This is a genomic window from Streptoverticillium reticulum (assembly GCF_047456005.1).
Classification (GTDB): domain Bacteria; phylum Actinomycetota; class Actinomycetes; order Streptomycetales; family Streptomycetaceae; genus Streptomyces; species Streptomyces reticulum.
The window spans coordinates 1-23,187 of the sequence record NZ_CP179756.1 but is presented as its reverse complement, the minus strand read 5'-3'; the positions used below and the strand labels follow the sequence as shown (position 1 = coordinate 23,187).

General features: G+C 71.5%; 23 protein-coding genes. 18 read left to right on the top strand and 5 right to left on the bottom strand.

The genetic code is table 11. The features are described 5' to 3' along the window. The first annotated feature begins 1 nt into the window (after position 1). From ACMATS_RS37870 to ACMATS_RS37835, 8 genes are all read left to right on the top strand, one after another. Positions 2 to 850 (top strand): glycosyltransferase, encoded by an 849-nt coding sequence (locus tag ACMATS_RS37870; RefSeq protein ID WP_414170900.1) that lies wholly within the window; start codon positions 2 to 4, stop codon positions 848 to 850. A 1,188-nt stretch (positions 851 to 2,038) separates the two neighbouring features. Further along, the gene (locus ACMATS_RS37865; protein WP_414170899.1) at positions 2,039 to 4,183 is read left to right on the top strand and encodes a hypothetical protein; all 2,145 of its coding nucleotides are present in this window, start codon (positions 2,039 to 2,041) and stop codon (positions 4,181 to 4,183) included. Continuing rightward, on the top strand, positions 4,180 to 5,016 hold the full coding sequence (locus tag ACMATS_RS37860) for a DUF721 domain-containing protein (protein ID WP_414170898.1): 837 nt from the start codon (positions 4,180 to 4,182) through the stop codon (positions 5,014 to 5,016). The genes ACMATS_RS37865 and ACMATS_RS37860 overlap by 4 nt, the downstream gene beginning before the upstream one ends. Positions 5,017 to 5,367: 351 nt before the next feature. Next, entirely contained in the window at positions 5,368 to 5,562 is a 195-nt protein-coding gene (locus tag ACMATS_RS37855) for a hypothetical protein (protein WP_414170897.1), read from the top strand. Between the two features lie 204 nt (positions 5,563 to 5,766). Next, a complete protein-coding gene (locus ACMATS_RS37850) occupies positions 5,767 to 6,237 on the top strand; it encodes a DUF6247 family protein (protein ID WP_414170896.1) in 471 nt (156 codons plus the stop codon). Continuing rightward, positions 6,234 to 6,590 (top strand): hypothetical protein, encoded by a 357-nt coding sequence (locus ACMATS_RS37845; protein ID WP_414170895.1) that lies wholly within the window; start codon positions 6,234 to 6,236, stop codon positions 6,588 to 6,590. Before ACMATS_RS37850 ends, ACMATS_RS37845 begins: the two co-directional genes overlap by 4 nt. A 321-nt stretch (positions 6,591 to 6,911) precedes the next feature. Next, positions 6,912 to 7,226, top strand: a complete 315-nt coding sequence (locus ACMATS_RS37840) for a hypothetical protein (protein WP_414170894.1) — start codon at positions 6,912 to 6,914, stop codon at positions 7,224 to 7,226. 192 nt (positions 7,227 to 7,418) lie between these two features. Beyond that, positions 7,419 to 7,868, top strand: coding sequence for a hypothetical protein (locus tag ACMATS_RS37835; protein ID WP_414170893.1), 450 nt, complete (start codon positions 7,419 to 7,421; stop codon positions 7,866 to 7,868). Between the two features lie 28 nt (positions 7,869 to 7,896). Here the strand turns inward: ACMATS_RS37835 and ACMATS_RS37830 are convergent, their stop codons facing one another. Continuing rightward, entirely contained in the window at positions 7,897 to 10,548 is a 2,652-nt protein-coding gene (locus ACMATS_RS37830) for an ATP/GTP-binding protein (RefSeq protein ID WP_414170892.1), read from the bottom strand. Between the two features lie 219 nt (positions 10,549 to 10,767). On the opposite strand from ACMATS_RS37830, the gene ACMATS_RS37825 reads away from it, so the two are divergent. Beyond that, the gene (locus ACMATS_RS37825) at positions 10,768 to 11,064 is read left to right on the top strand and encodes a hypothetical protein (protein WP_414170891.1); all 297 of its coding nucleotides are present in this window, start codon (positions 10,768 to 10,770) and stop codon (positions 11,062 to 11,064) included. On the opposite strand, the gene ACMATS_RS37820 is transcribed toward ACMATS_RS37825, so the two are convergent. Together ACMATS_RS37820 and ACMATS_RS37815 are read right to left on the bottom strand one after the other, a co-directional pair. Continuing rightward, complete coding sequence (locus ACMATS_RS37820) at positions 11,028 to 12,893, bottom strand: zeta toxin family protein (RefSeq protein WP_414170890.1); 1,866 nt, start codon at positions 12,891 to 12,893, stop codon at positions 11,028 to 11,030. The two genes, ACMATS_RS37825 and ACMATS_RS37820, sit on opposite strands and share 37 nt — an antisense overlap. 52 nt (positions 12,894 to 12,945) lie before the next feature. Then, positions 12,946 to 13,593 carry a hypothetical protein gene (locus ACMATS_RS37815; protein WP_414170889.1) on the bottom strand — a complete coding sequence of 216 codons (648 nt, stop codon included), beginning with the start codon at positions 13,591 to 13,593 and terminating at the stop codon, positions 12,946 to 12,948. A gap of 344 nt (positions 13,594 to 13,937) precedes the next feature. On the opposite strand from ACMATS_RS37815, the gene ACMATS_RS37810 reads away from it, so the two are divergent. From ACMATS_RS37810 to ACMATS_RS37770, 9 genes are all read left to right on the top strand, one after another. Next, positions 13,938 to 15,332 (top strand): hypothetical protein, encoded by a 1,395-nt coding sequence (locus ACMATS_RS37810; RefSeq protein WP_414170888.1) that lies wholly within the window; start codon positions 13,938 to 13,940, stop codon positions 15,330 to 15,332. 40 nt (positions 15,333 to 15,372) lie between these two features. Further along, positions 15,373 to 16,866 carry a hypothetical protein gene (locus ACMATS_RS37805; RefSeq protein WP_414170887.1) on the top strand — a complete coding sequence of 498 codons (1,494 nt, stop codon included), beginning with the start codon at positions 15,373 to 15,375 and terminating at the stop codon, positions 16,864 to 16,866. Between the two features lie 593 nt (positions 16,867 to 17,459). Beyond that, positions 17,460 to 17,945 carry a hypothetical protein gene (locus tag ACMATS_RS37800; protein WP_414170886.1) on the top strand — a complete coding sequence of 162 codons (486 nt, stop codon included), beginning with the start codon at positions 17,460 to 17,462 and terminating at the stop codon, positions 17,943 to 17,945. Positions 17,946 to 18,175: 230 nt separating this feature from the next. Beyond that, a complete protein-coding gene (locus ACMATS_RS37795; protein WP_414170885.1) occupies positions 18,176 to 18,739 on the top strand; it encodes a hypothetical protein in 564 nt (187 codons plus the stop codon). A 222-nt stretch (positions 18,740 to 18,961) separates the two neighbouring features. Further along, positions 18,962 to 19,300, top strand: coding sequence for a hypothetical protein (locus tag ACMATS_RS37790; RefSeq protein ID WP_414170884.1), 339 nt, complete (start codon positions 18,962 to 18,964; stop codon positions 19,298 to 19,300). Between the two features lie 16 nt (positions 19,301 to 19,316). Next, positions 19,317 to 19,604 carry a hypothetical protein gene (locus tag ACMATS_RS37785; RefSeq protein ID WP_414170883.1) on the top strand — a complete coding sequence of 96 codons (288 nt, stop codon included), beginning with the start codon at positions 19,317 to 19,319 and terminating at the stop codon, positions 19,602 to 19,604. A gap of 74 nt (positions 19,605 to 19,678) precedes the next feature. After that, on the top strand, positions 19,679 to 19,906 hold the full coding sequence (locus ACMATS_RS37780; RefSeq protein WP_414170882.1) for a hypothetical protein: 228 nt from the start codon (positions 19,679 to 19,681) through the stop codon (positions 19,904 to 19,906). Then, positions 19,906 to 20,178 carry a hypothetical protein gene (locus tag ACMATS_RS37775; protein ID WP_071365645.1) on the top strand — a complete coding sequence of 91 codons (273 nt, stop codon included), beginning with the start codon at positions 19,906 to 19,908 and terminating at the stop codon, positions 20,176 to 20,178. Before ACMATS_RS37780 ends, ACMATS_RS37775 begins: the two co-directional genes overlap by 1 nt. Before the next feature lie 383 nt (positions 20,179 to 20,561). Next, entirely contained in the window at positions 20,562 to 20,903 is a 342-nt protein-coding gene (locus ACMATS_RS37770) for a hypothetical protein (protein ID WP_414170881.1), read from the top strand. A 301-nt stretch (positions 20,904 to 21,204) separates the two neighbouring features. Here the strand turns inward: ACMATS_RS37770 and ACMATS_RS37765 are convergent, their stop codons facing one another. Together ACMATS_RS37765 and ACMATS_RS37760 are read right to left on the bottom strand one after the other, a co-directional pair. Then, positions 21,205 to 21,621 (bottom strand): hypothetical protein, encoded by a 417-nt coding sequence (locus ACMATS_RS37765; RefSeq protein ID WP_414170880.1) that lies wholly within the window; start codon positions 21,619 to 21,621, stop codon positions 21,205 to 21,207. Further along, positions 21,615 to 22,274 carry a MarR family transcriptional regulator gene (locus tag ACMATS_RS37760; RefSeq protein WP_414170879.1) on the bottom strand — a complete coding sequence of 220 codons (660 nt, stop codon included), beginning with the start codon at positions 22,272 to 22,274 and terminating at the stop codon, positions 21,615 to 21,617. The genes ACMATS_RS37765 and ACMATS_RS37760 overlap by 7 nt, the downstream gene beginning before the upstream one ends. Positions 22,275 to 23,187 lie beyond the last annotated feature (913 nt).

The following is a 23,187-nucleotide window of genomic DNA, read 5'->3' as shown; positions in this document are numbered from 1 at the left end:
CATGCCGATCATCACGGTGATCACCCCGGTGCACGACGGCGGTGACGCCTACCTGCCCGAGACCTACGAGTCGATCAAGGCGCAGATACTGCCCGCGGGCTGGAGCCTGCAGTGGGTCATCCAGGAGGACGGCGAGGAGGGCCGCGCCCTGGCGCGTCACCAGGAGCTGCTGTCCCAGCCGTGGATCTCCACGGGCTGCGGCCGTCCCGGCGGCGCCGCGCGCGCCCGCACCATGGGCCTGCTGCGCGCGGAGGGCGAGCTGATCCGCACCGTGGACGCGGACGACCTGCTGCCCGACCCGAAGGTGCTGGCCCGTGACATCCGTGTCCTGACCGAGCACCCCGAACTGGGCTGGGTCACCGCGCGCTGCCTCGACCTGATGCCCGACGGCACTCTGCTGGCCGGCCCGAACGATCCCACCCCCGGGCGTCTGCCGCAGCGTCACCTGCTGGACGGTGCCATCGGCGAGGGCCTGCCCGTCATGGGCACCACCTCGACGATCCGCACCGTCATCGTGCGGGCCCTGGGCGGCTGGCCGGCCCTGCCCGGCTACGAGGACGCCGCGCTGCTCCTAGCCGCCGAAGCGGTCTCCGACGGCTGGATGCAGGACGAGGTCGGGGAGCTGTACCGCAAGCACGAGGGGCAGTCCACCAAGAAGGCCGGCTACAAGAACCGGGACGAGCGCAACGCCCGGGTGCAGGCCGCCATCGAACGCGCCGAAGAGCTCTACCGCATGGGCTGGCGCTGGTCCCCCAAGCCCGCCGCGGCCATTCCGAAGTCGGCCGGCGCGTCGCGCCCGGCGCTGGCCGAAGAGCTTATGGACGAAGCCGAGCATCGCGCCCGAGCCTGACGACGGCCCGTCAGGTTGCTTTGAGTCACCGCCTTGTCCGGTTCTGGGGCTAGGCTGTGCGTGATGTGATCGACAAAGACGAAAGCCCCCAGGACCGGGCGGGTCCACGAGGGCTCTCGGGCGGGGAACGCCCCGTCCGGGCGACACCTGATGGGAGGTGATCGCGGGATGAAGGCTACCTGCCCGCGCGGAACTTCACGCGGCACGACGCCGTTTCACCATCGCGATCACGCTGTCAGACAGGCATTCAGGTACGCCGACTCCGCCTTCGATTTCGAGGGGGTCGGGGTGACGTAACCGCCACCGGCCGCGCGCGCCATCAAGCGGATTAACCACCCGCTTCGGCCTCGCGCGGCCCTTCGTTCCGACCGGACTAACCATCCAGGTCGGTTGCTCAGTCCCGGTTCGCCCCGGTCCTGAGCTCCGGCTCATCGAGCCATCTATCGCATTCGCTACACCCGGCCACTAACCACGGCCACCACAGCCGCAGCAGTACCGGCTGCGCGCGCTTCACCGCGGTGCCCCCACCACAGGGGCTCTGCGATTCAGCTCCACCGAGAAGAGAGGAGAAATCTCCCCCCTGCCGATCGGGGTCTGCCCGCTCCTCACGGAGGGGGCGGCGCCGGGCGGCATCGGTGTCTCCCATTCACTCGTCGGCTGTCCCGCTTTCGCGGGGCGGTCCGGCTCGTATATGAGAGTTGGTGTCCCCGCCATAGTGCACGAGATCAGTGTCTTCTGTCAGCTTGGCGATGTCCGTTTCGGGTCGGTTCGGGCCTCCGGCGCTTCCCGCGGGACGGGATTCGTGGGCCCCGTTTGCCCTGTTCAGGGCATTAGTCGCGAAGATTCCTTGGGGTGGAGTGCCACACGCACCCTGGTCGGCAGCCCCCTTCCAAAACGGGAGACCTATGTCCTCCTGGCAGCGCCGACCACCGTGACGATCCGGCGCTCCGTCCCGCTGGGCGGGACGGGATCGAGGATTTTTGCCCGCCGTGCGGGAGCGCAGAGGGTGATCGCGGCTGACCGTTCTCTGTCCACAGGCCGCCCGGTGCAGGGTCGGCTGGTGGATGACGAATCGCGTGTTCCCGCTGCTCAGGGTGGCGTCCGCTTTGGCGTGTACACCGGCCCGATGACGATGCAGACGGCTTCGGCTCTGATGGTGCCCACCGCTCCTGTCGGAACGGTGGGCCGATGAGCACCATGACGACACCGCCCGCCGCGTTCACGCGCCCCCGTACGGAGTCGTTCGTCCCGGCCGGGCCGGTCCCGGAGCGGGCGGCGGGCCATCCGCTGTCGCTCGGTCGGGACGCCCGCGCCCGTCTGGGAGGCGCGGTGCGCACGCTGCTGGACCTGGACGGCCTGGATGGTGCACCGGACGCGGTGCGGCTGGCGGTGCTGGTGCTGGCGTCGCGGACGCCGTCGGAGACCGGTGTGGTGGAGATCCGTACCTCCGAGCTGGGCCGGTGGCTCGGGCTGTCCGCGTCGTACACGGCCTCCAACGTGGTGCCGGTGCTGCGTCGCTCGGGCGTGGTCTCCGTGGAGACGGCAGAGGGCGACTACGGCCAGGACGACGGCCTCAAGTGCAAGGTGCTGCCTCTGTGGGCGGCGCAGGACGTGGCCGGGCACCCGCTGAACCTCGCGAAGAAGGAGTACGCCACCTTGTGGCGGCTGATGCAGGCCGTGATGGCGCCGGGCTGGACGCACCGGGACGGCTCGGTCACCCCGGCCGGACTGATCGGTATGCGTACCGGTCGCGGCGCGGCGACGGACCGGCTGGCGCTGCTGCTACTGGTGCTGGAGGCGCGGGAGACCGGACGGGTGCGGCAGTGCGGCGGCACGGTGGACACCAAGCGCGGCCGGGCCGCGGCGACGGTGGCCCGGCTGCTGGGCTGCACGGCGTCCGCAGGGGAGCGGGTGCTGGAGCGCCTGGAGGACCGAGAGCTGGTGCTCCGGGTGCGTCTGCGGACGGGCTCGGGGCTGGCGGCCCGGTCGCGGCTGATGGTGCCGGCGGTCGCCGCCGCACACGGCCGTACGGTCGCCGACGACGTCCAGGAGGACCGCGCGGAGGCCCTGGAGCCCGAGTTTTCAGACCCCGACGTTGCGGCAGGGCCTGTTGAGACGCCGGAGACGGAGACGGAACCCCAGGTCAACGGCCTGCCGGTGACGGATGAGGCTGCTGTTGCAGAGCCCGACGTTGCGGCAGCCCTTCACACTGACCACCCTCACCTGGCTACTTCCGTCGTTCCCCTGCAGCTCTCTAGTGGCTTTTCCGGCGAAGGCCGTGGTGAGTCTGGTGATCTGCCGGACCGCGCGTACGTGCGCGAGGACGGCCCGCTTCGCGGGGAACAGCGGGAGAAGTCCCCGATCGGCGAAGGCAAGAACGGCGGCCGCGGACCGGTGGCCGGTGCTCCGGTGCGGGTCGTGGACGACGCGGGTCAGGGCAGGCAGCAGCGGGGGAGGGTGCCTCTGCCGCCGGAGGAGCTGCGGGTCGCTCTGGCCCCGGTCGACCTGGTGTGGGCGCGGCTGGAGCGTCCGGCCGCCCGCCGCCTGGTGGAGGTCGCCGCCCGCAGCGAGCTCAAGCGGGTGGAGGGCTTTGCGGGCCGTACGGACGCCCCGCAGGCCCTCGCGGACCGACTCGTGCGGCGCCTGGACGAGCAGCTGCGCGCTCGTGGCCCGATCACCGACCCGGTGGGATGGCTGCTGGCCCGGGCTCTGCCCCAGCGCCAGCAGTGCGGCGACGCTCGGTGCGATGACCGGATCCTGCTCGACTCCGGCCAGGACTGCCCGCGCTGCGAGGACCGGCAGGCTGACCGCCGCGCCCAGCGCCACACGATCGCGGCCGCCGTCGACGCCGCAATGCCCGGCGCCTCCGAGGCAGAGCGCCGGGCGGCTGCCGACCGGCAGCTGCACGAGACGGTGACCACTCAGGCGTGGATCCGCGAGCACCGGTGGGCACAGGTCCGCCAGCAGCAGGCCGCCGCCAGGGCCCATCGCGCCGAAGCCGCAGCTGCCCAGCCGGCCGACGACGTCCCGGCCGCGCCGACGGCTCCCGTCGTGCTGCCTACGCCACGCCTGGCCGCCATCGTCCCCGTTCCGCAGCCGGAGCCTGCCGACGTCGACGACCAGGAGCTCGTCCTCGAGGACCTCACCCCCGAGCAGGTCCGCAACTGGCGGGTACGGGCGCTCAAGGACCACCAGGTGGTGTTCGACCACATCGACCGCTACGGCGAGCCGTCGGCCAGGCGCCTGTTCAGCAACCAGCTGGTTGACCAGGCGCACCACCGCTCCCGGCTCGGGCACCTGGACCTCGGCGACTCCACCTGGGGGCGGGCGTGAGCGGCGGTGAGGTATCAGGCGTCGACCTGGCGCGCCAGGCCCTGGTCGCGGCCCGGGAGGCGGCGAGGAAGAACAGTGCCGGCCGGAAGGAGAGGGCAAAGCGGCGCACTGGCACGGTCGTACGGCGCGACGGGCGTGAGCCGCTCGGGCTCGGCGCGGCGATCGGCCTGATGATGACCGAGCGCGGCATGGTCGCCCCGGCCGCCGGCGGCAGCGTCCTCGCCCGGTTCGACACCTTCCTCGCCGCGGCCGTGCCCGAGCTCGCCGGCCGCGTCCAGGCCGTGAAGTTCGACGCGGACACCGGACGCCTGGACGTCGTCCCCGAGGCTCCGGCCGTCGGCACGAAGCTGCGCTGGAGCGCGCCGAAGCTGATCGCGGCGGCCAACGAGACGGTGCCGGAGGCGAACGTCCGCGCCCTGCACGTCCTGGCGCCCGCGCCCATGAAGGCTGGCCCCACTACGGCGGCCGCCGACTCGGCCCCGCAGTCGACCGCGCCCGACGCGCCGGTGGAGCGCCGTCCCCCGCCGGAGGGATACCGCCGCGCGATCGAGGCGCACCGCCAGGCGGCCCGGACCTCCCGGGTGGACCCGGCCATCGCGGACGCGGTGGAGCGGCAGACCGCCGCGATGCGGGAGCTGTCCCGCTGGGCTTTCCCCGAGCCCGACGTCGTCGCGGACGACGCGCCGGCCCCGATCGAGCAGGTTCGCCTTCAGCGCCGCCGCCAGGCCGCGGCGACCGAGGCTGCCGCGCTGCGCCGTGCCCGCGCCGAACGAGCTGGGGCGACCGCGCCCTCGGCACCTGGCTCTCGACAGGTGACGGGAGAGGTGGCGTGAGCCGGTGCCCTGATCAACCACGCTGGAGGCATGGGAAGTTTGTGCCCTGCCGCCCGTCCGGGCCGGTGGTTACGCTGCCGGGTATGTCGAAGCATCGCCAGTGGCCGGGCCCCAAGGGACAGTCGTACGTTGCCGCGCCGGAGCTCGCGTCGTACGACCGGCCACCGGCCTCGGACGTCGCCATCGTGCGTCGCGACGGCACGCAGGAGACTCGGCCGGCCCTGGCTCCAAGGCTGTCCCGGGGCTCGTACGACCCCGCCCGCGCCGAGCCCCGGGAGTCGGGGAAGTCGTCCGGGCACCTGGTTCGGACCGCTGCAGCGCACGCGGGACTCGCTGCACTTCGTGTTCGCCATGAACGTCCCTGCCGACCAGTTCCGCGGTATTCGCCGACAGGAGGACGAGGTCCTGGACATCCGGTGGTGGGCACCGGACCACGTGATGGCCGACGGCCAGCACGAGCCCTCGGTTCTCATCACGGCCGCCCTCGGAGCGCTGGCAGGACGGCCCGAGGGGTGCGCGTATCTGGAGGACAACGAGCTGCGGTAGGCCGACGGTGTCCGGCCGGGTGCGGCGCCGCGACCGTACCCGGCCCTTCTGTCCGTGGGCCGAGGCCGTCCGAACGGGGTACGGCCCAGGCCGCGTAAGCCCGACGCCGCTTCGACGGGCTGCGCGTGATTCACCCGGACGGACGGGTCTGGTCCTGCCGGTGATCGCCTGCACGGACCAGACTTGTCAACTAAACTTCAAGTCATGAGCGTGCTGGAAATGAACCTGTCGGAGCTGCTCAACAAGCCCAAGGTGACACTGGCCGCCCTGCGCGGCACGCGGCGGATACTGCTCCGGCGGCGGGACGACGAGGACCTGGTGCTGACCACGGCCGCGCGCGCCGAGCAGGACCAGGAGGTCATGGGCGCGGCCAGCCGCCTGTTCGTGGAGATGATGCGCACCTCCCAGGGCCGCACTCTGGTCCTGGACGTGCTGCCGGCGACGTTCCCGTGGGTGCGCTACCTGCCCGCGCACGATGTGCGAGAGTTCTCCGTCGAGCTGGTCGAGGCCCTGCAAGCAGCGGTCGAGCTGGACAACACCGCCGCTGTCGCCCAGCTGATCACCGAGTGGCGGCACACCGCCGAGGTGCACGCCGACCCCGAGCTGTACGCCGCGCTGACCACCGACTCCGGCGAGGACCTCGGCCCCGTGCCCGAGCCGGGGGCCGCTGCGTGAGCCCAAAGCGCGGAGACCGCGCCGCCCCACCGCCGGCCGAGGACGAGTGGGACGTCCGCTTCGCCAACGGCGACGCCGCAAAAGGGTGGGAGCAGCTGGGCACCCAGGCCCCGGGCAACACCCGCGCCGCCTGGCTGCTGATGCGCACCGACCCGGCTCCGGCCACCCGCACCGGACGCCACCACCGGCTCAAGGGTGAGCTCGCCCGGGGCACGCACCGCGGCGAGGCCATGGACCGCTGGCAGATCGAGGTCACCGCCGGCGGGCGCATCTGGTACCTGCTCGACCTGGAGCGCCGCACGGTCTGGATCGACCGCGCCGCCACCGGTCACCCGAAGATCACCGACCGGTAGGTTCCAGGGGCCACGGAACAACGATCAGCTAGCCCCTTGGCCGATCGCCCTGTGCGAGCTTGGTGCTCACGCCGCACGCAGCCCACGATGGTGGTCGGCGCGCACACGGACTACGCCCGCCGTCTCGACGTCGTCGAACAGCGCCGGCACGCACGCCCCAACGTCGGGGTGTACGGCTTCCTGACGGCGACGGTCCGGGCTGCCGTCGGCCCTGTCGGGCCCGGGCCCGGGTCGCCCGGACGGAGGTACGGCCCCGTCCGGGCGCGATATCGTGGGGGCCTGATGACCACCGCTTTTCATGATCTGGCAGGAGTGCCCCGCGTGGCCGAGGACCCCATCGCCCAAAGCGAGATCGCCGCTCTCACCCGCCGCTACGAGCAGGCGCAGGAGACGACGGAGCGCGAGTTCGGGATCGTCAAGAGCGACCTGACCGCCGTGCGGCTCCAGGTGGGCAACCTCGACCAGAAGGTCAGCAATCTCGACGAGAAGCTCGGCAAGCTCGACGAGAAGCTGGACGAGAAGGTCGGCGAGCTCGCTGGCCAGGTGCGCGACCTCAACGAGAAGATCGACCGTAATCAGGCGCAGATCGTCGAGCTGCTCACCCAGCTCGTGGGGCAGCGCCCCGACGCCGGCTAACCCGCCGGACGATCCAGCTTCGCTCTGAAGCGCCCGGCGGCCCCCAACCAGATGCCTTGGCTGGGGGCCGCCGCGCGTGTCAGGGCCGTTGATCCGGCCGTCCGTCGCGCATATGAGATCAGCCGTTGTTCAGTACGCCGTGGGGACGTGCCGCTAGAACTGAGGGACACAGACCATCAGAGGGGGGCATAGGTGAGCGACATCCCGGCACACGAGGCCAAGCGGCATGATCAGGCGTGGGTTCTCAAGGCGGGCCAGTGGAGCCTTGCTCAGGACCCAGTCGCGGAGCGAGAGGACGAGCACCGCGACTACAGCGAAGCAGTCAAGGCCGCCGGGTACACCGTATGGACGGGGGCGGGCGAGGTGTACATGGTCCCGCTGACGCTGACGGTGTGGGCACGTCCCGAGGAGCCCTCGTTCCTGTTCGATCTGGAGGGGGCCGGGCAGACACAGATCGTCTACGCCGCCTCGCTGCCCGACGCACTCACACTGCTGAACCAGCTGGCCCCCACATTGCAGGCTCTCGCCGTCACGGACCAGATCGCGCATGCCGAGCCCGAGACCATGTCCGTCCTCGCCGACGTCCTGGACAAGCTGCACGACCGCCGTCGCGGCAAGAACGGCCGCGTCATCCAGAAGTGACTAGGCGCGCATCACAGCCGTGGGGGAGCTACCGGCTGAGGTGACTCCGGCGATCATGGACGAGGCGGTGCCAGCGGTCGCGAACAGCCTGCTCGCCGCTGATCCACCGAGTGGCGGCGGGGCCTGGCAAAGGCAGGCCGGCCATGAAGTGGATGAGCTCGTTGTAGTAGGCGTAATCGCCGTTGCGGGTCAGGTCACCGAGTCGGGAGAGGGTGGCGGCCAGGTCGTCGTGTGCGTCCAGGACGGCGTGGTGGAAGGCGAGGGCGAGCTCCAGGGTGGTCTGGACCGTGGGGAGCCCGGCGATGTCGATCTCGGTGCGCAGCACCTGGGCCCGGTCTTCCACGCCGGTGGTGCCGGCGTCGCGCAGGAGGGCGGCGATCTCGATGGTGAGGGCGGTGGCGCGCAGGTCGAGGCCGTCCAGGAGCTGGCGTGCGAGGGTGATTTCGTCGTCGGCCTGCGCCGGGTCGGTGAAGGCGGCGACGAAGGCGCGCTGGGCTTGGGCGATGGCGCGCTCGCCGGCGAGGGAGTGCTCCTCGGCTTGGGCGCGGGCGGCTTCGTAGGCGGCGGCCGCGCGTGGCAGGTCGCCCTGGGGCCACCAGATGTCGCCGAGGACCCGGTGCTGACGCCCTTCCTCGCCCAGAGCCTGGGCGGCATCGAGGGCGGTGGGGAAGTCGCCGGCCATGCGGGCGAGGTGGACGAGGCCGCGGCGGGCGTCGGGGGCGAGGCGTCCGCCGGCCTCGGCGACGCGCTGCATCCCGTCGCGGGAGGCGGCCGTGTGCCCGAGGTCGCGGTCGGCCTTGGCGCGGTAGTACAGGGCCATCTCGGTCAGGTCGCCGGGCAGCAGGCCGGTTTCGAGAACCGCGGTGAGGCGCTCGGCGGTGCGGGCGCGGTGTTCGCGCTGGCGGCGGGCGAGCGCGCTGAGCAGCTCGACGAGGGCGTCGGCTGCCGTCTGGATCCCCGCGTCGGTCGGCTCGTCCGCGGCGGGCGGGGCGACGGGCTCCCAGACGAAATCGGCGACGTACGCCCAGGCGGCCTCGGTGAGCCAGCCCAGGTCGAGGTGGTGGTCCCGGGCGAGGCGCAGGCCCTGGCGCAGGCAGGCGACGAGCAGGGCCCGGCCGGGGCCGGGCTGGCTGGTCCATTGTTCGCCCAGGGCGGTCAGGGCGCGCTGGGCGGCCTGCTGCCAGTCGGTGGGCGTCCAGCGGTCGTCGGTCTGGTCGTCGGCGCTGCGGATGGCGGCGCGGATGACGCCGTGCAGGTGGAACGGCCACAGAGCGAAGGCGTCCTCGCGGACGAAGGGCCGCTCCAGCAGGCGCCGCACCGGGGCCTGGTGGGGGAGGCCGGCGGCGCGGGCGGCCAGGGTCTCGTCGAAGGCGTCGAGCAGGGACACCGCGCGGGCGACGTGCCGTTCCTCGGAGGGCAGGTCGCTGAGGGTGCGGGCGACGAGCGCGGGGAAGGGGTGGGTGAAGTCGCCGGGCTCGGGGGTGCGGGTGCGGCGGATCTCCAGGAAGCGCATGACGGCCAGGTCGAGGTGGAGCGGCAGCCCGTGCGAGCTGCGGGTGATGACATCCCGAATGTCCTCGCTGATCAGGGGCTCGTCGTCGCGGGTGAGCCGGCGGGCGAGGTAGGTGCCGCAGTCCTCGGGGGAGAAGTCGCCGATCAGCAGCTGGCGGCGGCCGCCGCTGCCCGTGGCGGTACGCGCGGCGGCATGGTCGGCGAGGCCGGGCCAGCTGGTGGGGCCGGTGTAGTCGAGCTGGCCGTTCAGGGCCGCGTCGCCCCAGGGGAGGCGGTTGCGTCCGGTGATGACGAAGAGGGCGGTGGGCATCAGCCACACCAGGCGCTGGATGAGGCGTTCGAAGTCGCGGCGCGGGTCGGCGATGTCCTCGAAGGTGTCGAGCAGGATGACCGGCACGACCTGCTTCTTCTTCGGCAGCTGCGAGAGCTCCCAGGCCAGCAGGTGCGCGTAGTAGGAGAGGGTGTCGATGTCGGGGTCGGCTTCGAGGAGGTCGGCCAGGCGGTGGCAGCCGGCCAGGGCCTTGACCGTCTGCCGCCGCTCGCGCAGTGCCCTCACCAGGGTGGTGGTGACCTGGCCCGCGGCCGCGCCGACGAGGCCGGGCAGGGCCAGGGCGCCGGCGACTTCGCCGAGCGCGGACTGCATCTGCTGCGGCAGGCCCTTGGCGAGTTTGGCGAGTCGTCCCCGGCGCAGGTATTCGTCCAGCGGTTCGCCGGGGTGGGTGGCGTCCCAGTAGCGGCGCAGGGCGATGTCGAAGGCCGGCAGCGGGCGTCCGAGCCCGGCCAGGGCGAGCCGGATGCTGAGGATGATGCGTTCGAAGTCGGTGCCGCCCGAGCGGGCGAGGTCGATGCGTACCGGGAGGAGCCGGGTGTGGGGGAGAGCGAGTTCGCCCCACTGGGCGGGGCGGTTCTCGCTGCTGGTGAGGGCTGCTTCCAGCACGCGGGAGAAGGTGGTCTTGCCGATGCCGCCGATGCCGTACAGGTTCACCACGTTGTCGCGCGGCGCCTCCAGGTCCTGGACATCGAAGCCGGTGTCGCTGATGTGCTCGAGGTGCTCGGCGAGCGCGGCGCCGACCGTCTGCCACTGCAGCTGGCGGTTGGTGAACGCTTCGGCCGCGGCCAGCGTGTGGTCGTTGGTGCTGAACAGCGCGCGAAGGTCCCGGCCTGCCATGAAATTCCCCCCAGGAATGATCACCTGGGCGTCAACCTACGCTCTCCCCGGCGCCGGTGGCAGGGCCCGGAGCCGGGTTCGACGCGGTCGGCGCCTGTTCTTGGCCACGACCCCGGCATCGTCCCCGAACCTGTGGGCAGGGGCCTATCGTCCGTCTTGCCGGACCGGTTCCCCGGCGCCGACAATGATCCTTTGCTCCAACCCCAAGGCGGTTTTCCCGTGCACGACCCTGCCTCCTCCGCAGGCTCCCCGGACGGTGTGGCTCCCGGCAGCGGTCCGGATGTCACCTCGCACGTGGCGATGAAGATGGTCACCCGGGTGATCGCCTGGTACGCCCAGCAGATTCTGGCCGAGCAGCGGTTGCCGTCTCCGGACCTCGAACGGCTTCAGCAGCTGCAGGAGTCGCGTCGAGGGTGCGTGGCCGACCTGGACCGGCTGGCCGACGCCGACGTGGAGGAGATCGGCCGGATCGCGGCGGACTACGAGGCGCGCCTGAAGAAGCTGACCACGTCGTGATCCGCGCTCCCGGCCCTGCGCTGTGCCGGGAGCGGCAGCGCGGCCGGCGGCGCCGAGCCCTCGAGCCGGCGCCGCTGCAGCTGCGCCGGCAGCAGGGGACGCGCGAGCTCCTCGGTTTCCAGCAGCTCGTCGCGGTACTGCGGCAGGGCCGCCCGCAGCCACCGCTGCACGCTCAGGAACCGCATGGCTTCGGGGAGGGTGTAGGGCCGCTGCTGTTCGAGGACCAGGGCGTGCGCGGCTCCGGCCCGGCGGATCCAACGGCCGTCGTTGCCGCGGTGGTTGCGGTAGACGGCGCTGCGGTCCTGCCGTAGGACGACCACCGAGTCGAGCACCGCTTCCTGTTCCTGCTCTGCGGCCTGGACGGCGGCCAGGAGCGCGGCGAGGCACTGGTCGTGGCGCACGACGCTGGTGAAGGTGGCCGGGCCGCTGCGGATCATCCGGGCGTATCCGGCGGCGCTGCCCTGCCGGCTGTCCGCGGGCCGCATCGCGAGCGCCACCAGCTCGATGCGGTAGCCGGCCTGGCGGAAGGAGGCCGCACTGGTCAGGAACTCCTCGGCGCTGCCCGGGGTGACGGCCACGATCAGGTTGCCGCGCCGTCGGCGCACGTATGCCTCGGCCTTGACCTGCCAGGCACCGCAGTCCGCGCGGATCCGTTCCTCGGCCGCCCGCGGCTCCTGTTCCATCAGCTGGAAGTAGTCGGGGTGGGCGGAGGTGAAGGTCTCCGGCGTGAGCCACGTCGTCCGGCCCGGCAGCGCACGGTGGACGAGGCGGATCGCGTCCATCATCTCCACGCCCGGCTGCCCCATCACGTACACGACGGCCGGGCGCTCCTGGGGGGTGATGCCGACGAGGTGCGAGGGAACGATCAGCTCGTCGAAGATCCAGGCGTGCTCGTGGGCGGCGAGCCGGTGGTAGTCGAGGCCCGGCGACTCGGTGCGCGGCTGGGCGGTGCGCCGGACTGGCTCGGCCCAGGCGGCGGCGCGCTCGGCATCGCGCTGTACCGCCAGCCCCCAGTCCGTCGGCAGCCGTACGTCGTGGGCGCGCCGGTCGGCCGCGGCAAGCTCTCGTCGGAAGTGGCCGGTCTGTGCCGCGTTCCACGGCCGGGAGCGCTCGGCGGCCACCGCCTTGTGCGCCGTCGGCGGGAAGCGCCATGTCCCGGTGGCGTCGAGCTCGTTGTCGTACAGCGCCTCGGCGCCGCGCCGGACTACGACGACCCGGTCGGCCAGCTGCTCGGCCTCGATGGCGGCCAGAGTGCGGAGCATGCCGGCGGCGCATTGGTCGTGGTTCTCCCAGGAGACGAAGCGGGCGGTGCCAGCCTCGGCGTGGCGCAGGTAGCGGTCGAGGATGCCGAGCTGACTGACCGCCTCCGGGACGGCCAGGGCCACGACCTCGATCCGGGAGCCGGCCTGCCGGTAGGCGGCCGCCGCCGTGCGGAACTCCTGCGGGTCGGCGAGCGCGGTCTCGACCACCACGTCGAAGCGGTGGGCCCTGGCGTGGGCCTCGACCTCCTGCTGCCAGCGGCGGGTGTCCGGCCGGACCCGTACGCCCGCGGTCCTTACGTCCTCGGCCAGGAACCCGGCGTAGTGCTGGTGAGCAGCCTTGTACAGATCGCGGCCGATCCGTACTGCTCCTCCACGCCGGTCGAGGGTCGCGTGGAGGAGGTCAGCCAGCACCGTCTTGCCGCTGCCGGGCTGGCCCGCGACGAACACGGCGACCGGGCGTACCTGGCAGACGGCGCCCTGCGTCCAGGCGGGCAGGATGGCCGCGGTGAGGATCTCCTGGTGCTGGTCCTCGGACAGCACGACCGGTGCGTTCCCGCTTTCTCTCACCGGTACTCCCGGACGGTCACGGCTGCTCCTCGAGCATGGAGGTCCTTCACCGTCACCCGTCGCCCCGGGCCATCCGTGCGACCTCCTCGGCCGCCTCAATGAACGGCTTGTCCCGCTCGTAGGCCGTGCGCAGGTCGACAAGCGCGGCCCAAACCGCCTTCTCCTGCGTGCCGATATCGCGTGACGGGTAGCCGGCTGACTCCAGCGTCGCCACGGCGCCCAGCAGGTGGTCGACCTGCCGCAGCAGCGGTTCGGCGGAGTCCACCACCCGCAACGTCTCGGCCATCGCCTGGATTGGTCCGTACAACTGCCCGAGCGGGGAGCGCTGAAGCTCTTGGGTGGGGAAGGCTTCCCCCGTCACGCGCTTCGCGGCCTGGCGGAGCGCGTCCTGGTAGTCGTCGTTGCGGGTCCCGGACGTGTGATGCGGGCGGACCGTGACGAGCGGCCCTCCTCCCTGGAACTGGCGGTAGATCGTGGTGTGCTGCTGGCCGACGGCCAGCCCGATCGAGGGCCAGGAAGCCCCGTTCTTCTGCGCGTCGGCGACCGCCCAGCGCAAGGCCCAGCCCGCGTACGGCTGAACCTGCTGGGCGAGGATCTGCGCCCGGGTGAGCGGGTCCGTGGCGCTGAGCGCACGCTGCACCTCGCTCAGCAGCTCTTCGAGCATCTGCTGCCCGTAGTCCCGCTCGGGATCGTCAGTCATGGTGTGATCACCTCTACCGGGTGACGGTAGCAGACGCACAGACCGTAGACGCTCTTTCCGTCTACGTAACGCAGGCTCGGCGTCGCTGCGCCCTCCGGGCTCATGCGGAGCGGGCAAGGGCGCGGTGGGCGGGGTTCTCGCCACCCTGCAGTCGGGGCGCGCCCGGAACCTGTGCGGCCAGCTCGGGCGCAACCCGCCGCCAGAGTCGGCGAGTTGGAGGTCTGTACGGCGCCTCGGATGTCAGTGCCGCGTGATGCACTGGGGAGCCGGGCAGTGTCAGGCCCGGGGCACGGTCCGGGCCGAAGGTGCCCGGGCGGGGCGTGACTCGTCTTGAGGAGGAAAGCGTGGCGTTATTCAACCGGCGCAAGGACGCGGACGCGGCAGGGGACGGACCGGCGTACGAGCCGCTGCTGACCCGGCCGGCGGGCGGGAGCGGGGAGCGGACGGAGTTCGACGGCGGCGAGGTCATCGGGGACTACGCCGTCCTCACCTGGCGCACCGCGTACGGCACCGTCCTGCTGGGCTACTCGCTGACCAGCGGCAACGGCAACGTACGGTCCCTGTCGAGCGAGCTGTACCGGCGGTACGGCAAGGACCTGGACCAGCGTGTGGCGGCCGTCGTCATCGGCGAGGCGTACTGGGACAACGGGCCGCGACTGACCGCGCTCGACTTCCTGCCCGGCGGCGGGCGCTCCAAGTCGTATCACCCCACCTTCCGGCAGCTGGCCGCGCTGTTCGGCACCAAGGCGCCCTGGTTCCACACCGCGCTGCGCGACCGCGACGCCATCGTGGCCTGGCGCCCCGGCGCGGCGCCGGCCCTGGTCCCGGCCGATGACGTGGAACTGCCTGCCGCGGACCTGGCGCTGCTCGCCGTCGATGAACCGGACGGCTCCCCGGTCGCCCAGGTCGCCGTGCATCTGGCCCGCACGATCCGCCGGCAGGCCCACCACGCGGCGGTGCGCTACCTCGAGCACATCGCTGAGGACATTGACGGCCACGAGCGCAGCGACTGTCACTGGCTCACCCTCGGCGCCGTCCCACGGCCGCGCGCCGACGTGGACGGCGACATCGAGGACCTGCCCGAGGTCGTGCGCCGGGCCGGATGGCTGGAGATCACCGAACGCCGCGATGTGCTGGCCTACCGGGTCGCGGACCTGGTCCAGCGGTGGGACTCGGGGGAGGACTGGCCCACCGGCGCGTTCGTGGAAGTGCGGCCCGCCCAGTGCGCGACCGCCGCGGAATGGGCGGCCCGGCTCACCGAGGCGCCGTCCGGCCGGCAGCCCACCGTGCTCGACAAGGGGCTCCTGGACGAGGCCGACGACGACGCGCAGCTGCTCTACGACCCGGCCACCGACCTGCCCGCCGTCTTCCGCAAGGGCATCGACGGCGACGAGGAATACCCGGACAACATCGTCACCTCCGTGCCGCAGCGCATCCCCACCGACGCACGGCTGGAGTCGGTCACCTTCAGCGGCGAGGTCGTATGGGTGCGGACCGGAGACGGCGGCCTGTGGCTGGCCCCGCAGCTGTCCGACAACGGCATCAACTACGGCTACAGCGGCGGCGGAGCCATCACCCTCGCCCAGCTACTGGACCGCCTCCTCGACGACATCACCGCGCCCGCCGTCGACCACCACGCCCCCGAACCGCCCAAGGGGCTGATGGAGCTGGTCAGCACGGCCCCGGAAGAAACCACGACCTACACCCGCGCCCAGCTGCTGGCCGCGCGGGCCCACTGAGCACGCACACATCACACGAGATACAAGGGAGCACACCTGAATGAGCGTTACCACCACCTACCTGTCCAAGACGGAGGTCCAGAACCTGCTCGGCGTCACGGCCTTCGGCTTATGGCGGATCACCAGGAAGTACGACGACTTCCCCACGCCCGAGAGCGACCCGGGCCCGTTCGTGGCGAAGGACGAAGAGACCTGGGACGGCACCGAGGTCTACCGCTGGACCGCAAAGACCCCGGAATTCGAGCACCGCGGCGCGGCGCTGCTGCGCCCGCTCCCGGACGACCTCCCGCCGGGCAAATGGGCCGGATACCAGGACACCGTGAGGGGACCGGCGCTGGACTGGCAGACGGCCCTGGGGACGATCCGCCTCGTGCACACCAGCAAGGACCAGGCCGCCTCCGCCGTCGCCGCCGACCTGGCGCAGCGCGGCAACCCGGACGGCGTGACCACCGTCTGCGCCCTGTACGGGGACGTGGGCTTCAGCGGGCCCGCGCTCGTCGCCGCCGACACCGCCCACCCGGCGATCGAGTACGAAGCCCAGTGGGGCGTCGTCGCCGAGCTCGCCGGACAGGACCTGCCCTGGTGGCCCGGCCTGCTGCGCTCCGCCCAGCTCATCCGCCAGTGGCGGCCCGGCGCCCCGGCCCTCGTCGCGGAGGTCCCGGCCAGCACCAGGGAGCGAACCCTGCGCCGGGCCGCGGCGAACGGCGTCTTCGACGCCACCGCGCAGGCCGCGCTGACGGACATGGCCAACGACATCCGCAACGACCGCGTGCGCGACGCCGAGCACGACATCGAGATCTTCGGCCGGCATTCCACGCACATCGTCATCGGCGCCCGGCCCGACACCAGCACGCACCCCCTGCCCACCATCGACGACCGCCCGGTCCTCGCGGCCGGCTGGAAGACGATCGCCGCCAGCAGCCACCCGGACGCCGTCGCCGCCCTGGAGCTCGTCCTCGCGTACGACCCTCGGCTGCTGCCCTTCGGCGTGCTCACCAAGGTCGCCCTGCGTCCCGGCAGGATCGCCGAGCAGTGGGCCCGCCGGCTCACGCTGTGCGACCCGACCGCCGCCCACGCAGCCCTCGCCGACGACCGCCCGGTCGACGCCTTCTTCATCGACCCCCTGACCGACATGCCGGTCCTGCGGACCACCACGGGCGACACCCCCGGCCTGCGGTTCTACGCGCCGCTGGCCCTGCCCTCAACCGGCGCCGAGCTCGCCTCGGTCGTCCTGGACGGCACCGTGTGGGTCAAGACCAGCGACGGCCAGGTCCACCCCGCCCCCTGCACCCCGAACGAGCACCTGTGGTGGGGCGACGGCTGGGGCGACAAACCCAGCGAAGCCGCCACCGTCATCAACACGCTCCTGGACGACCTCGGAGCTGCCGTCGATCTCCGCGAGCACTGGAAGGCCCCGCGCGGCCTGACCACCCTGCTCGAGAAGCAGGCGAAGCCCGGTCCGGCCGAGATTGCGCGTCACACGCTGCTGCACGCACGCATGACGCCTCCCCCGCGGACGCCGTACGACGACTGAGCGGGAGCTGCGGACCGCCTCCGCGGCCCGACGGTGTGAGGGTGGACAGCGCCTCGCCGTGCTTACCGTGGTCATCCGTTCGACGGCGCCGTGTGCGTCGTCGAACAGCTCAGCTCGCTGGCCCGGGCAACACGGGCCGCCCTGGCCCCAGGCGAGGAGAAGGAGTTGAAGTAGGTGGCGGCGGTTACGGTGCTGTCCGTACGGTTCAACGGCGCGATCCCGGGGGTGCAAGTGCCGTCCCGCGCCGGTCCCAGCGCGGGTTCAGGCGAATTGATTCCTCTGACAGGAGGCATATTTCACCGAATTCGACAGCCTCGGCCATGGCCCGAGAGTCGACTTTCACTCACGTCGGCCACATCAATACTCTCGTTCTGAACACGCGCAATTCGTGGCCTGCTATAAACCTGGGGGCGGCCCGTCGTGCAGCAATCTGACGGCGAGCCACTCCCTTTTTCAATAGTGAATGCGAGGCATAGATGAGCACCCCCGCGCCCCGGCGACCGCGCCGTGTCCCCTCACCCGGTGCTGCTCCCCGGAAGCCGGTCGACCGGGCGAAGGTGGGCCGAGGCTCGGTCCGTCGGCGTGCCCGGGGCATGACGCACCCCGAGGTCCTGGCCGCGCTCGAGGAGGCCCGCTTCGACGCGCGGCTCGACTCCCGCCACGAGGACCTCGCTGGGGACGAGCGGGGCCCGGCCGAGCTCGCGGAGTGGGCGCGCATCGAGCAGCTGCTCGCCGACACCACGATGGTGTACGACCCGGACGCCGACGCGTACGTCCAGGACGAGCTCGCCGCCGAAACCGAGCGCGAGCGCCAGGAGCAGCTCGCCGCCGAACAGCGCCGCCAGGAAGACGAGCGCGAGGACGCCCGCCGGGCCGCCCTCGCCCCGGACGCCGTCCGCCACGCCCTGCTGCGCACGCTCACCGCCACCGGCCTCTTGGAGGGACTGCGCGAGGACGAACAGCACGCGGTCGAACGCCTGCCGTACGCGGACCCCCAGGCCGCCCTCACGTTCAACGCGCTGCTCGCCCGCGCCTACTCGGCAGGGCAGCGCACCGGGCGGGAAGCGGGGCAGGTATGACCAATAGTGACGCTCCCGGTGCAACACGACCCGCAACGCACCACCCCCAGAAGTGCAACACGCCCTGCAACACGCCCCGTGCGTTGCAGCTCTGACCTCGGAAAACACCGCAACTATTCCTGCTGACGGCCCCCGTGTTGCGCGTTGCGTCTGGGGGCGTGGCGCACTGCCTCGTCCCCAGGAATCTCACGGGGAGTGACCGCCGACGGCCGGGCAGCGTTGTGCCGGGCGTGGAATGGACACAGCTGCTCAAGGAGCTCGCCGACGCGGTGGCGGTGCGGAACCGCAAGGTGGCGAGCCTGCGCACCGCTGGATCCCATGTAGCCGAACTGGCGGCGCAGGCGCTCGCAGCTGGCGCCCCGGGCCCACCGCTGCGCCGGATCCTGGCCGCGATGGAACCGCTGGTCGCGCCGGAGCGGCCGCACGTGTGCGGGCAGAGCCCCGTCGTCCCGCCCGGGCGCCCGGCCTCGCTGCCGAAGCGGACCGTGGACGCGCCGCCGGTGATCCGTCAGCCGCCGTCCGCGAACGATGCCTTCGGCTATCCGCCGTCGCCCCGCTACTCGCTGGACGAGGCGTGGGAGAAGAAGATCCTGCCGTGGAAGGCGCCGACGGCCCGTACGTACATGCGCAGGCGCTCTCCCGAGCGCGGCGTCCCAGTCCCCGAGGGCGAGCTGGACGGACAGACGGTCCGCTACACCGAGGACGAGCTCAGGACGTGGCTTGCGGCCTGGCAGAAGCAGGCTGGCCCCACTCCCGGCCGACCCGCCGCAGGGCCGGAACCGGTGTCACGCTGACGGAACGTCATGTTCCCTCAGTCATGCGCCGCACGAAGTGTCACGCTCGCTGCGATATGCCCATGTTTGCTCGCCTTTTGATTCTACGAAGGCTACCCAGGCGCCCTCCGAAGGGCGGAGCGTGACAGTGCTGATCATGCTGTCGAATGGGCGTGATACGTACGGAACGTAACCGCCGGAATCGGTCCCGGGCGGGCCGGCGAGTGCGGAAGAATCCTCGGGATGACCACCGACAGCACCACCGCCGCGCTCTACGCCCAGGCCCTGCAGAGCACCGCCGTCGACCCGAGCCGCTGCACCGTGCCGTGGGGCGTGTGCCCCGAGCACGGCGGCACCCTCAAGTCCCGCGCGCGAGCCACCGAGGGCTTCGACTCCTGGTGCACGGACTTCACGTGCTTCAACGTCTGGCCGTACGACCGGCTGGACGCGGCCTGCACCGAGCCGGCCACCCACACCGTCCAGGCCGACAACGACGACCGCTACGTGGTCTGCGACGGCCACGCCCTGACCGCCCGCGCCCAGATCACCGACGGCCAGGTCCTCCCCGGCCTGCCCGCCTGAAAGCCCGGCAGGAGCGATGACGAAGCACACCTACCAGGTCGTGGCACGGTGCACCGACCCGTCCCACCCCGGCGCCACCACCCTGATCTACACCACCCACGCCACCTCGATCCAAGAAGCCACAGAGCAGGTCCAGAAGCTGCGCATCGCCAAGATGACCCCGGGCCTCTACCGCATCACGCAGGTCACGGAGCGCGAGCCGGAATGCACCTGCGCCGATCCCGGCTTCGGAGGCAAGTGCGCCGGCGAACCCTGGTGCGCCAAGGTCGAAGGAGCCGCAGCCGCCCCCTCCGTGCCCGAGTGAGCGGAGCGGTCCCACGGCCGCCGTGCGGCCGATACCGTGGTGACACACGCCCGTTCGCGCCCTGGAGGCCCTCGATGAGCGAACAGCCGGCCCCCGCCGCCCGGCAGCAGCTGGAGCCCGACGCCGCCGACGGACTGCGCGCGTACGCGGCCCGGACCCGCGAGAGCGCCGACCAGCTCGCCGCCGTCCTGGAGGACATCGCCGCCAACGGCCTGCCCGCGGTGGAGGACTGCACGCCGTGGGAGGAACTGCGCGAGGCCCACCTCGCCCGGCTCGCCGCCCAGCGCCCGGCCGTCGCCTGATGCCCGCACCGCACGGCCCGCGCCGCGCCCGCATCGCGTTCTCCGACTCCGCCGCCAAGCAGCTGGACGCCATCACCAGCGAAGCCGAGCTGCACGCCCTGGACCGCGCCCTGGTCGTCATCTCCGTCGACCCCGAGGCCGGCGAACCGCTCCCCGGCGACAGCAGCGGCCCGCGGCTGCGCCAGTACGTCGACGACGTCGAACGGGTCCGGCTCGTGTACTGGGTGACGGCCCTCAAGACCGTGGTCGTCGTCGCCTTCATCGAGGTGTAGCAGCAGCCCGCTGCCCTCCTGCTGCTGGTGGTGCTCCTTGTCGTGCTGCCCGGCCGCTGCATGGTGGCTCCGGAAGCAGCGCAGCATTCGCACGGTCCAGTCGGCACGCGGGTGCTGCTCGTGCAGCAAGGCCAGCCTCGCAGTAGCAGCGGGCGCCGCTGCTACTCGCTGCACCGAGCCGCGGGTTGTTCTGGAGAACCAGAACAACCCGGTTCACCTGGTGCTACCGGCTGCTCGGCTCGCCACGGCTGCTGGCACGGGGGCCCGCCGTTTGTTCTGCTGGTTCAGTGCCGCGCTCCAGACCGGACCCAGGTTCGACCCAGACCCGGCGCAATGTCCGGTATGCCCTGGGTCTCTGGGTCCTGGGATACCCGTTTTCCCAGGTGAAGGGGCGTTCCGGCATCGACCTGGGTCCTGGGTCTGGGGCCGCGCCGACCGGCGGCAGCGCGTCCGCAACGTCCGTCCCACCCCCGCCGCCTGGCGATCCGTCGGCGGATCCCGCGATCGCCGCGCTGCGCCGCGTCGGCGACGAAGTCGCCGCCAGCGCGCACGCGATCGGGGAGCTGCTGACCGAAGCCGCCCCCGCGTACCCATCCGAAACGGCCGCGGCTGTCGTCCTGGCGCAGCTGTGCGCGGCGATCGGCGAGGACCTCGAGTCGGCCCTCGCGGCCCGCCGCTACGCGATGTCCGGCGACCGCCGCGCGCTGCACGGCACCGTCCTGTAGCCGTTGCTGCTTGTGGTCCTGGTGGTGGCTGCCGGGGACAGCAGGGTAGGTGTCGTGGGTGCAGCACAGCATTTGCATGGGCCAGGCGGCACACGGGTGCTGCTCGTGCAGCAGGCCGGCCCCGGCCTGTAGCCGACGTCCTGTTGCTCCCGGAACAGCGCAAGGACCGTGGGCCTGTCCCAGCGGCTGCCTATGCCTGCTGCTCGCCGGTCGGGCAGACCGATGTGCCCCTGCCGCACTTTCCTGTGTGGCAGGGGCACATTTCACGGGTGGTCATCACCTGGGGGTGATGACGGCGGTGCTACCCGGCGGCGCGGACAGCCCGCAGCGGCTGGCTCTGCCGCTTGGGTGGCGCGGTCTCGTACAGCGGGGCGGTGATGTCGGGCAGTTCGCCGGACTCGATGCGCTCGGCAGCGTCTTCGATGGCTTCTTCCAGCTCGTCTTGAGAGGCGTAGGAGGCGATGTAGGGGTGGAGGTAGTAGGTCCGGTACTTGCGGTCCTTGGGCCGCAGTACCAAGTGCCGGCTTTCCAGCAACGACATCGCGGTGTTCGCGGAGTTCCGCGACAGGCCCACGCGGGCCCCCAGCTCGGCCTGGGAGGCGTTCACCTCGCCGCCGGGCTCCTGGCGCTCGATGAGGGCGCTCAGCAGCTCCATAGCGGCTTTGGTGAGGTCCAGCCGGTACAGCATTCCGAAACCGGCGCTCGCCTGGATCAGCATGCCCGCCCCTCCTCGTTGACCACTTCATCTTCCCCGTCTTCGACACCGAGCTCCAGCTGCACGCTGCGCGGGGGCCGCGGGGCGTTCAGGGCCGGGAAGACCTCTTCGGGCAGCTTCCCGTCCTCGTCGCGCAGTGCGTCCAGGATCTCGCGCTGCCGGTCTCCGTTGCCCTCGAATCCGAGCATTGGGTTCACGAAGATCAGCCCAGTGTCCACGCGCTGGATCATGTGCCAGTCCTCCAGGCGGCCGATGGCCCGGGTCACGTTCGACCGCTCTACGCCCAGCTTCTCAGCGATCTTCTTGTGCGTGGCGCGCAGCCAGCCCTCGCGCTGCCGGCCGATGCACCACAGCAGGACCGCGGACTGGATCGGTGACATGCCGTGCTGGGCAATGAGCACGGCCAGGACGTCGGCGAGGAAGTCGTTGGAAACCACGCTGTAGCCGGAGCGCCCGTACATGTCATGGGGCGCGCGGTAGGTGTACCGGACGCTTACGTCCATCTGCTGCACGGGCCGCTTGCGGGTCGGCGGCTTGATGTCCTTGCCCAGCCTGGAGGACAGGGTCTCGCGGAAGGCGCTGTCACCGCCGGGCGGGACGGCGGTGATCCGGCCCTTGCTGCGGCCGGTGGTGGGGCGCTTGGGCTGGCGGGGCATCGACGGTGGTCCTGTCCTCGATCTTGGGGGTCGTGCCGGACACTACCAGTTGTTCAAGCTCAGTTGGCAGATTTGTACACGCTGGCGTGGCGCTTTGGTGTCGACGCCGACACAACGCATTCGGCCCGTGTTCCCTGAGAACCCACGCCCACCAGCAGAGTTGCGCACTTGTACAAGCAAGGTTGGCAAATACGGGTGTCGATGTGGCACCACGAACACATTTCTGCAGGTCAATGTGTCAGCGCCAACACATACGCTTTCGTAAAGCCCCAGGTCAGAGCCTGTTTTCTGCGATGGCCCTCTTTTCCCTAAGACGCACGCGCGCGCGAGGCCGTACCAGGGCCTCGCGCGCGCGTCGGGGCACCCCGCTACCGACGGCACCAACCGCTCCCAGTCGGCAGTGCGCACCGCCATGGTGCACCCCACCCCGACCGTCACCCTGTCCATATCGCCACAGCACCCGCGAAGGCCCCCAGCCATCTCCCAGCCCGCCTCTTCGCCACCGACCCTCCGGCGGTGGTCACCCAACCTTCCGGGCCGCCAGTCGGCTTCCTGCGCCCCTGGGCTTCTCCTCTTGGGCTGAGGCGGCTTCGCGTGCGGATCTCCCTCCCAGGCGCGGACCGTAGGCGGCATCAGCGGAGCTGCGTCTCGGGTGGTGCCGGCCGTGACGGACAAACATCACCAAGCGTGGCTGATCTCCCTGGTCGGTTCCGCCGCCCGGCCCGAGGGGCCGTTCGGCTTCGGTACCTCCGCACGCCGAACTTCCACTTCCCGAATTCGGGGTACTGTTCTGTGGCCGAGGTTCGCAGGTTCCCAATTCGTAATTCCTCGCGTGAAATATGGTGAATCACATAGCGGAGCTAACTAGCTTTCAACCAGCGCTCTGGATTTCCTCCGGTCCCCGCGGCGGGGG

What these genes read in the sequence shown, in the direction of transcription:
- ACMATS_RS37870 (WP_414170900.1), top strand. Translation starts at nt 2, where the DNA reads ATGCCGATCATCACGGTGATCACCCCGGTGCACGACGGCGGTGACGCC.
- ACMATS_RS37865 (WP_414170899.1), top strand. Translation starts at nt 2,039, where the DNA reads ATGAGCACCATGACGACACCGCCCGCCGCGTTCACGCGCCCCCGTACG.
- ACMATS_RS37855 (WP_414170897.1), top strand. Translation starts at nt 5,368, where the DNA reads ATGAACGTCCCTGCCGACCAGTTCCGCGGTATTCGCCGACAGGAGGAC.
- ACMATS_RS37850 (WP_414170896.1), top strand. Translation starts at nt 5,767, where the DNA reads ATGAGCGTGCTGGAAATGAACCTGTCGGAGCTGCTCAACAAGCCCAAG.
- ACMATS_RS37830 (WP_414170892.1), bottom strand. Translation starts at nt 10,548, where the DNA reads ATGGCAGGCCGGGACCTTCGCGCGCTGTTCAGCACCAACGACCACACG.
- ACMATS_RS37815 (WP_414170889.1), bottom strand. Translation starts at nt 13,593, where the DNA reads ATGACTGACGATCCCGAGCGGGACTACGGGCAGCAGATGCTCGAAGAG.
- ACMATS_RS37805 (WP_414170887.1), top strand. Translation starts at nt 15,373, where the DNA reads ATGAGCGTTACCACCACCTACCTGTCCAAGACGGAGGTCCAGAACCTG.
- ACMATS_RS37800 (WP_414170886.1), top strand. Translation starts at nt 17,460, where the DNA reads ATGACGCACCCCGAGGTCCTGGCCGCGCTCGAGGAGGCCCGCTTCGAC.
- ACMATS_RS37790 (WP_414170884.1), top strand. Translation starts at nt 18,962, where the DNA reads ATGACCACCGACAGCACCACCGCCGCGCTCTACGCCCAGGCCCTGCAG.
- ACMATS_RS37785 (WP_414170883.1), top strand. Translation starts at nt 19,317, where the DNA reads ATGACGAAGCACACCTACCAGGTCGTGGCACGGTGCACCGACCCGTCC.
- ACMATS_RS37780 (WP_414170882.1), top strand. Translation starts at nt 19,679, where the DNA reads ATGAGCGAACAGCCGGCCCCCGCCGCCCGGCAGCAGCTGGAGCCCGAC.
- ACMATS_RS37775 (WP_071365645.1), top strand. Translation starts at nt 19,906, where the DNA reads ATGCCCGCACCGCACGGCCCGCGCCGCGCCCGCATCGCGTTCTCCGAC.
- ACMATS_RS37765 (WP_414170880.1), bottom strand. Translation starts at nt 21,621, where the DNA reads ATGCTGATCCAGGCGAGCGCCGGTTTCGGAATGCTGTACCGGCTGGAC.
- ACMATS_RS37760 (WP_414170879.1), bottom strand. Translation starts at nt 22,274, where the DNA reads ATGCCCCGCCAGCCCAAGCGCCCCACCACCGGCCGCAGCAAGGGCCGG.